Genomic DNA, 7,026 nt, shown 5'->3' on the forward strand with positions numbered 1-7,026 from the left:
CGAGCCTGCTCGTCAGCCGCTCAGCGGGACAGTATTGCGGTGAGATTGCGAATCCCGTTGGGTGGCCAAGGGGCCGGAGACCGTGTAGTAGCGCTGGCCCGCCACCAGGAGCTCTTCGGCCGGAAACTTGGTGATGACCTCGCACCCGTCCTTGGTGACAACTAGCTCCTCCTCGATTCTTGCCGCGCCCCATCCGTCACTGGCGGGCCAGTACGTTTCCAGCGCGAAAACCATTCCCTCTTCGAGGACTTCGGGATGGTCGAGGGAAACGAGCCGGGAGAACACCGGCTTCTCCCAGATCGACAGCCCCACACCGTGCCCGTACTGAAGCGCAAAGGCCGCTTCCTCGTCGGGAAAGCCGAATTGCTGGGCGGTCGGCCACACCGAGACGATGTCGGCGGTAGTCGCGCCGGGCCGCACGAGCCGTATCGCCTCGTCCATGTACTCGCGGCAGCGGGTATAGGCGTCGCGCTGCGCGGACGACGCACTGCCCACCGCGAATGTGCGGTAGTAGCAGGTGCGGTAGCCGTTATAGCTGTGCAGGATGTCGAAAAATGCTGGATCACCCGGGCGAACGATCCGGTCGGAGAACACGTGCGGGTGTGGGGCGCACCGCTCCCCCGAGATGGCGTTGACTCCCTCCACGAACTCCGAGCCCAGGTCGTAGAGGGTCTTGGCCACCACACCCACGCACTCGTTCTCCCGGACCCCGGGGCGAAGGAACTCATAGAGGTTCTCGTAGGCGGCATCGACCATCGAGCAGGCGTGGGTCAGCAGCCTGATCTCGTCGGTGGTCTTGGTACGCCGCGCTTCGAGGAACACCTGTTGACCGTCTACCACTGTGATGCCGGCAGCTTGCAACGCCGCCAGCACAGGCAGCTCGATCACATCGACCCCGAGCGGCTCCCCGAGCAGGCCGTAGAGTTCCAGCTCCCGTTTGATCTTGGCAGCAACGCTTTCGCCCATGCCGGCTTGAGGGCTGATGGCGCCGCGCAGAGTCGAAATGCCCGCGCGCGCACCACTGGGATTGCGGGAGTCCGCGCCATGATGCGCCGCATGAGGGTCCCCGTCGGGATGCGCGTTGGAGTAGTCGAGCCACGGGTTGTAGAGCTGGTGGTGCTTGGCCGCAGAGCCGAAGTCCCAAATGATCGGTTCGCCGCCCCGGACCAGCAACGCGAACCGGATCATTTTGTCAATGGCCCACGTCCCGATGTGCGTCGACGTCATGTAGCGAATGTTGCTGAAATCGAAGGCCAGCACAGCGCCGAGTTCGGAGCGCTCCAGCTGCTCACGCAGCCGTGTGAGGCGCTCGGCGCGCAGCCGGTCCATGTCGACGCGCTGCTCCCAATCGACGGTGTTCGGGCCAAAAGTCGGGATTGCCATCAAGCGTTCCTTTCGTCGCGACACTGGCCGGTCGCCGCAGAGACAGGTACACACCACGCCACTGCGTTAACTATTACTTAACACCGCTGGTGTCCGGTCCGTCAACTAATCCGTTGGGCCCCTTCGCGTCGATGCCGTCGGACGGCCAGCCTGAACGGGCAGCCGATGAATCCTGCTGCGCCGGTGGCACATTGCGACCCACGACGTGCCACAGTCCGCGAGCAGCCTCGGTGCCCTCATTGACGTAGGCGTGCGGAATCGCGGAGTCGAAACTGACCGACGAACCCGCCTCGAGGACGAACGTCTCGAACCCCAGATGCACGGTCAGCCGCCCGGACAGCAGGAAGCCATATTCGTGACCCGCGTGACTCCGGTATCTATGACGAGGGTCACGCGGTCCTTGGCAGTGACTACCGGCGCCATCAGGCGACGGCCACCAGACGGATGCCCGGTCAGCAGCCCGTGCGACGACAGCGACAGCATCGATACCAGCGCATACAGGGTTGCCACCGACGACTGCACGCGTCAGGGTCTACGCTGCCAGTCCTTCCCCGGCCCGCGCAGCGAATGCGGAAACCACCAGTCGCGAGATCGTCGAATGCGGGCGTCGAGTCAGCCGATATTGGTGTGGCCGGCCCAGTCGTTGTGAAAAGTGAAGCCAGCACTGGCGGGAGGAAGCGGTGACTGGACCTCCAGCCAGCACAGCGGCTCCGTGCCGACCGGCGCGAATCCGTGCGACGCGCCGACCGGAGCGAAGATGAGGTCACCGGTAGCGGCGTGATCGGTGTCGCCGTCACAAAAGCTCTGCGTTTCCCCGGAAAGCAGGTAGTAGATCTCCTCGAAGGGGTGGAAGTGTTCCTTGGCGGTCTTGGACACCACGCCGGGATTCGGCTTGAACTGGACGATGAACATCACATGGTGACGGGCACCCAACAACTCGTCGACCATCATGCGGATCTGCACGTTCTGCACGTTGGCGCCGTGATAGCCGGGCATCGAGATCGACCCCGGCGGGGCCATGTCGGACTGCTCGAAATGGCCCGCGAAGGGATTGCCGGGGTCTAGCTCGTCGACAGTCAGACCGTCGCAGGGAACCCCCGTCTCCGGTGCACTGAACACGCCCCAGTTGCCGCGCCCGCCGATCGGCCGGGGCTGCGGAGCGTGGACTCGCAATAGCAGCGCCCGCGACTCCGACGGATTGCTCCAGGCGTGCCCAGCAGCGAAAGGCACCAAGCCGAAGTCGTGAGGCCGCAGCGCGTAACGCTTGTCGGCGATCGCGACCAAGGGGTTGCCCTCGAGGACGAAAAACGACTCCTCGAAGGGGTGCCGGTGACCCGTTACTTGCGCGCCGGGGTGAAGCTCCACCAGCGCGATCGTCAGATTGACCGCGTCGTGCTCGGGCGACAGGTACGGCGCGACCCGCACGCCCTGCCCAGGCTCGCTGGGGTGTTCGACGAATTGGCGGTCCCGGCTTCGAAAAATGCTCAACGAGCGCGGCGCGCGGGGGTTCTCGCCAAATTGGGTCATGGTTTCACCTTGACTTATCCCACCCCCGTTAATCAATACTGAACATGGGAGTCGAGGTGCTCGCCGGTCAGTCCGACCGGCGCCGGCAGCGTCACCGATGCTGCGGCTGCGCCCCGACACAACGAAGGAGACCGTCGGTGAAAGTCAGCGTGCTCGGGCTCGGCCAAATGGGGACCGCCATTGCCGAAAGGCTCATCGACGCCGGGCACTCCGTGAGCGTGTGGAACCGAAGCGCAGGCAAGGCGGCAGATCTGATCGACAGGGGGGCAACCGAACTGGACTCTCTGAACGAGGCGTGGGCGTCCGAAGTCTGTATCACCATGCTTGCAGACTCGGCGGCCCTCACCCAGGTGATGCTGGGACCCGGCGGCCTCGCGGTCGCAGACGCGGGATACGACAAGTTCCTCATCGACATGAGCACCGTGTCCCCCGAATCATCAACTCAGGTCGCAGAAGCTGCCGCCGCCAACGGCATCAAATATCTTCGCGCCCCGGTCAGCGGCAATCCCGGTGTGGTGCGGGCCGGAACCCTCACGATCGTCGTGTCGGGCGATCAGACCGACTGTGTGGCCGCCGAGGATCTCTTGCGCGACATCGGACCTCACGTCTTTCGCGCCGGCAACGGGGAGTCAGCGCGAATCGTCAAGTTGGCGCTGAACCTGATGATCGCCGGCACTTCTCAATTGCTCTCCGAAGCCCTCGTACTGGCAGCGGCGCACGGCATCGATCGGGCGAAAATGCTGCAAATCATCGGCGCTTCGGCGGTCGGCTCGCCGTTCGTCAAGTACAAGACACAGCCGCTCCTGGCCGACGACTACTCCTCGACCTTCAGTACCCGCTTGATGCGCAAGGATCTCGACCTGATCCTGGCTGCCGGAGCGACGGGCGGTGTCCCGCTTCCCGTCTGCGCCGTTGTTTCCCAACTGCTGCAGGCGTGCATTTCGACTGGCTTGGGTGAACTGGATTTCATGTCACTGCTGATCCGGCTTGAGCGTGAGGCCGGCCAGAAGGCGTAGTAGCTCGATCGGTGGCGCTGGTGGAGATCCCGCAGCCGCCGCAAGCACATCAACGAAATTGGCATTGGAAGGAATACTCATGGCGCTGGTACCGCTGCTGGCTGGTAGCGAATTCTCCGAGGTCGACAAAGACGTCTTGGCCGCGGGCGAGAAGGCGTACGGGAAGGTCCTCAACACTTGGGCCGCGATCGGCCACAGCCCAGGGTTATTCGCCGCCTACCTACCGTTTCTGCGTCAAGTCAACGGGCCCGGTCAGCTGGAAACCCGGATCAAAGAATTGACCGCGCTGCGCATCGCCGTCCTCAATCACTGCAGCTATACGACCAGTCACCGCAGTACCGCCGCCTTGGCGAACGGTGCGACAGAGCAGGAACTCGCCGCGATCGCCCGCGGCGAGTTCAGCGACTTCACCGAGCGGGAGCGGCTCGCCCTCCTGCTGGCCGACGAGATGACGAGGGACCTGCCCAGGCTGAGCCGCGAGCAGTCCGCCACGGGGACATCGGATTTCGTCCGTGACGCAGCCAAAGAGGTCTTCGATCCCCGAGAGCTGGTCGAGCTCACCATGAGCATCGGCCTGTGGAATGCACTGTCGCGTTTTCATCGCGTCATGGATTTCGACCTCGACATGCCCGAAGCGCCACCTGCGATACAGGCTGCGCTCTAACAGCGCGACGCAACCTCGATGCGGCGAGATATCCGAGGCCAGCCGAACTGATCACGTTGCCGCCGCACCGTTGTCGGGACGAGGATCGCGTGTTTATGTCCGCACCCGTAAACCAGTCGCAGCACTGGTTTCTCGGGTGATCCCATCGGCAGCTCGCTGTCGCTCTGTTCGGCGCGTGCTCGGCGACTCAGCAAGCGTCGAGATCCTAGCCGAGGCAGACGAATTCAGGACCGATGGCGGCCCCAGGCAACGACAGCGAGCAATCCCAGGCGTCGAACCACCCCACACGGGATACTGTCTGACAGCCAGCTGTATGACGAAAATTGACCCGTGCGGCTTCGACTTTTGACTAGGAGCAAACCCTGAGCCGCCGATAGCGTGGCACCGTCTTGGTGTGGTCTTCGCCGCACTGCGACCCCGGACATCGCCGATGAGGGGACAGTTGGATGCGAGCCACATGGATTACCGCAATCCGCCCGTTGCGACGAGGCCCTTCCGAGTGCGCGCCGGCCGCAGAATTTGCCCCACCCGACGACGAAAAGCCGTCCGTGCCAGTGGATCAGATCGCCGACGAAAGCGTCGAGTTGCAGGCAGCTGGGAGCCGACGCCACCGAAGGATACGAAAGCCAAGCACGGCGCTAACCGCAATCGTGTTGATTCTGATCGTCCTGTCATGCCTCACCATCTGGTTGGCATACCAAACCTACGAAACGCGACGAACCCATCAGCAGCGGGAGCTGTTCCTCCAGGTCGGCCGACAAGGAGCCATAAACCTCACCACCATCAGTGCAGCCGAGGCCGATGCCGACATCAAACGGATCCTCGATTCGTCCACCGGCGCTTTCTATGACCAGGTCAAACAGGGGTCGAAAGAATTCATGGCAGTGCTTCAACGAGCGCAGACGAAGTCTGAGGGAACCATCGCAGAGGCGGGCGTCGAATCCGCGCAGGACCACCAGGCCCAAGTGCTCGTCGCGGTGAACGTCAAGCCCACTTCGACAGGTGGGCCGGACCAACCGACGAGAACATGGCGCATGCGACTCACCGTGCAGCAGGTCGATGGCGACGCCAAGATCTCGAATGTCGAGTTCGTGCCATGAGTTCACCGACCGACCTGTCTACTTCTGACGTTGGTGATGCCGATGACACCGGCTACCTCGAAGACACCGACGGAGAGTCCGCGCACCACAGCGAGCAGACCCCGGCCCGGAACAAATCCGAGCAGGCGTCTCAGCCGGGAGCTGCAGTCCGCCGCATCAAATCGAAAACCATTGTGACCTATGGGCTTTTACCGGCGCTGGCCCTGATCATGGCCGTCGCAGCGGGCTATCTGAAGTATCTCGACGTCTCATCGCGTAACCTCGAGATAGCGCGGAGTCGATCGATAAACGCAGCGACCGATGGCACCATCGCAATGCTGTCCTACCGTCCCGATACCGCCGAGAGAGACCTCACGGGTGCCCAAGACCGCCTTACCGGCAGCTTCCGTGACTCCTACGCGCGGCTGACACGCGACGTCGTCATCCCCGGTGCCAAGGAGAAACAGATATCAGCCCAGGCGACGGCACCGGCCGCCGCCTCAGTAACCGCCGACCGCAACCATGCCGTCGTATTGATATTCGTCAACCAGACGATCACCATCGGCACCGACGCGCCAACCAACACCAGCTCCACCGTTCGCGTGGCTCTCGACAATGTCGACGGCCGCTGGCTGATCTCAGCATTCGACCCGATCTGAACCCACGCAAAGAGTAATGGGAAACGGCTCAGTGAGTCAGAGATCGCCGATCGTCATCGTCGACCTGGCATGCGTCGGGCTCTCCGGACCATCAATGTCGGGACCGGCTTGCAGCGTAAACGCCGATGCCGCCGCGTATCTGGTCAGCGTGACCATGCCGCTCAGATATCACTTCGCCAACTCCCAGGACGCGCTGAACCATGGACAGGATGTGTGCGCCGTTGTCGCACAGGACAATGGGCTGTGCCCGTCGCCGATCTGGCACCTACGAGACTTCGCCGCAAACTATCGCCGGTCGAGTGCCTGAACGCGTGGGGAAACGAGGGACGAAACACATGCCGACTTACCGAGCACTTGCGCCGCTGATGACGCTGCAATACGTCCTCGCTTCAGTAGTCGCGCCCGCTGCGCACGCGGACAATACCCGGTTCAACAATAGCGTGGTTGCCGACGTCTACTCCATCCAGCGCCGAGCCGGCTGCACCAATAGCGTCAAGATGGATCCGCAGCTTCAGTTGGCCGCCCGATGGCATACCGTCGACGTGTTCAACAACCGCAGCCTCGACGGCGACATCGGATCAGACGGCTCGATCCCGCAAGATCGAGCAATGATCAGAACCTGTGGATGAGCCTCGGCGAGGGGGCGTGAAAGTGGGCGCACCTTCCCGAGGATGATCTGAAGTCCAGTAGCTCTGATC

The 7,026-nt window shown here is 63.0% G+C and carries 9 protein-coding genes and 1 pseudogene; 6 read left to right on the forward strand and 4 right to left on the reverse strand.

Going from position 1 to position 7,026, the window contains the following annotated elements; genetic code table 11:
* Positions 1 to 12 precede the first annotated feature (12 nt).
* The 4 genes from AAHS21_RS29440 to AAHS21_RS29455 form a co-directional block, all read right to left on the reverse strand.
* Positions 13 to 1,383, reverse strand: coding sequence for a Xaa-Pro peptidase family protein (locus tag AAHS21_RS29440; protein ID WP_342930909.1), 1,371 nt, complete (start codon positions 1,381 to 1,383; stop codon positions 13 to 15).
* A gap of 73 nt (positions 1,384 to 1,456) precedes the next feature.
* On the reverse strand, positions 1,457 to 1,705 hold the full coding sequence (locus AAHS21_RS29445) for a cupin domain-containing protein (RefSeq protein ID WP_342930910.1): 249 nt from the start codon (positions 1,703 to 1,705) through the stop codon (positions 1,457 to 1,459).
* 2 nt (positions 1,706 to 1,707) lie between these two features.
* Positions 1,708 to 1,905 (reverse strand): hypothetical protein, encoded by a 198-nt coding sequence (locus AAHS21_RS29450; protein WP_342930911.1) that lies wholly within the window; start codon positions 1,903 to 1,905, stop codon positions 1,708 to 1,710.
* Between the two features lie 90 nt (positions 1,906 to 1,995).
* Positions 1,996 to 2,910 (reverse strand): cupin domain-containing protein, encoded by a 915-nt coding sequence (locus AAHS21_RS29455; RefSeq protein WP_342930912.1) that lies wholly within the window; start codon positions 2,908 to 2,910, stop codon positions 1,996 to 1,998.
* A 137-nt stretch (positions 2,911 to 3,047) separates the two neighbouring features.
* Here AAHS21_RS29455 and AAHS21_RS29460 point away from each other — a divergent pair, with 137 nt between their 5' ends.
* From AAHS21_RS29460 to AAHS21_RS29485, 6 genes and pseudogenes are all read left to right on the forward strand, one after another.
* The gene (locus tag AAHS21_RS29460) at positions 3,048 to 3,926 is read left to right on the forward strand and encodes an NAD(P)-dependent oxidoreductase (protein ID WP_342930913.1); all 879 of its coding nucleotides are present in this window, start codon (positions 3,048 to 3,050) and stop codon (positions 3,924 to 3,926) included.
* Positions 3,927 to 4,005: 79 nt separating this feature from the next.
* On the forward strand, positions 4,006 to 4,590 hold the full coding sequence (locus AAHS21_RS29465) for a carboxymuconolactone decarboxylase family protein (RefSeq protein WP_342930914.1): 585 nt from the start codon (positions 4,006 to 4,008) through the stop codon (positions 4,588 to 4,590).
* A gap of 554 nt (positions 4,591 to 5,144) precedes the next feature.
* Positions 5,145 to 5,690: an Mce protein gene (locus tag AAHS21_RS29470; RefSeq protein ID WP_342930915.1), complete on the forward strand. Its 546-nt coding sequence runs from the start codon at positions 5,145 to 5,147 to the stop codon at positions 5,688 to 5,690.
* Complete coding sequence (locus tag AAHS21_RS29475) at positions 5,687 to 6,328, forward strand: hypothetical protein (RefSeq protein WP_342930916.1); 642 nt, start codon at positions 5,687 to 5,689, stop codon at positions 6,326 to 6,328. The genes AAHS21_RS29470 and AAHS21_RS29475 overlap by 4 nt, the downstream gene beginning before the upstream one ends.
* A gap of 31 nt (positions 6,329 to 6,359) precedes the next feature.
* Positions 6,360 to 6,635, forward strand: coding sequence for a hypothetical protein (locus tag AAHS21_RS29480; protein WP_342930917.1), 276 nt, complete (start codon positions 6,360 to 6,362; stop codon positions 6,633 to 6,635).
* A gap of 58 nt (positions 6,636 to 6,693) precedes the next feature.
* A pseudogene (locus tag AAHS21_RS29485) lies at positions 6,694 to 6,936 on the forward strand (hypothetical protein); the annotation flags it as partial.
* Positions 6,937 to 7,026 lie beyond the last annotated feature (90 nt).

It is taken from the genome of Mycobacterium sp. 050272 (assembly GCF_039023525.1).
GTDB lineage: Bacteria > Actinomycetota > Actinomycetes > Mycobacteriales > Mycobacteriaceae > Mycobacterium.